The organism is Solirhodobacter olei (assembly GCF_004010155.1).
Taxonomy (GTDB): Bacteria; Pseudomonadota; Alphaproteobacteria; order Rhodobacterales; family Rhodobacteraceae; genus Solirhodobacter; species Solirhodobacter olei.
The window spans coordinates 1-842 of record NZ_RRYH01000089.1 but is presented as its reverse complement, the minus strand read 5'-3'; the positions used below and the strand labels follow the sequence as shown (position 1 = coordinate 842).

The window sequence follows — 842 nt, the reverse complement described above, 5'->3', positions numbered from 1 at the left end:
GGCCCGATGCCGCAGACGCGCGAGCACATCCTGCTGGCGCGCCAGGTCGGCGTTCCGGCGCTGGTCGTGTACATGAACAAGGTCGACCAGGTCGATGACGAGGAGCTCCTCGAGCTCGTCGAGATGGAAGTGCGCGAGCTTCTGTCGTCCTACGACTTCCCCGGCGACGACATTCCGATCGTGAAGGGCTCGGCGCTGGTGGCGCTGGAAGGCGGCGACAAGGCGATCGGCGAGGATTCGATCCGCGCGCTGATGGAAGCCGTCGACAGCTACATCCCGACGCCGGAGCGTCCGGTGGACCAGCCGTTCCTGATGCCGGTCGAGGACGTGTTCTCGATCTCGGGCCGCGGCACGGTTGCCACCGGCCGGATCGAGCGTGGCCTGGTGAAGGTCGGCGACGAAGTCGAGATCGTGGGTCTGCACGCGTCGAAGAAGACGGTCTGCACGGGCGTCGAGATGTTCCGCAAGCTGCTCGACCAGGGCGAGGCGGGCGACAACGTCGGCCTGCTGCTGCGCGGCGTGGACCGCGACGGGATCGAGCGTGGGCAGGTTCTGGCGAAGCCGGGTTCGGTGACGCCGCACACGAAGTTCGAAGCGGAAGCCTACATCCTGACGAAGGAAGAAGGCGGCCGTCACACCCCGTTCTTCGCGAACTACCGTCCGCAGTTCTACTTCCGCACGACCGACGTGACCGGGACCGTGCAGCTGCCGGAAGGCACCGAGATGGTGATGCCGGGCGACAACCTGAAGTTCAACGTCGAGCTGATCGCGCCGATCGCCATGGAAGAGAAGCTGCGCTTCGCCATCCGTGAAGGCGGCCGTACCGTCGGCGCCGGCGTCGT

At 66.5% G+C, this 842-nt stretch carries 1 protein-coding gene; it reads left to right on the top strand.

The window, feature by feature from the left end:
- The coding region (locus tag EIP85_RS22595; protein ID WP_127904450.1) for an elongation factor Tu at positions 1–842 on the top strand (842 nt) is incomplete at both ends.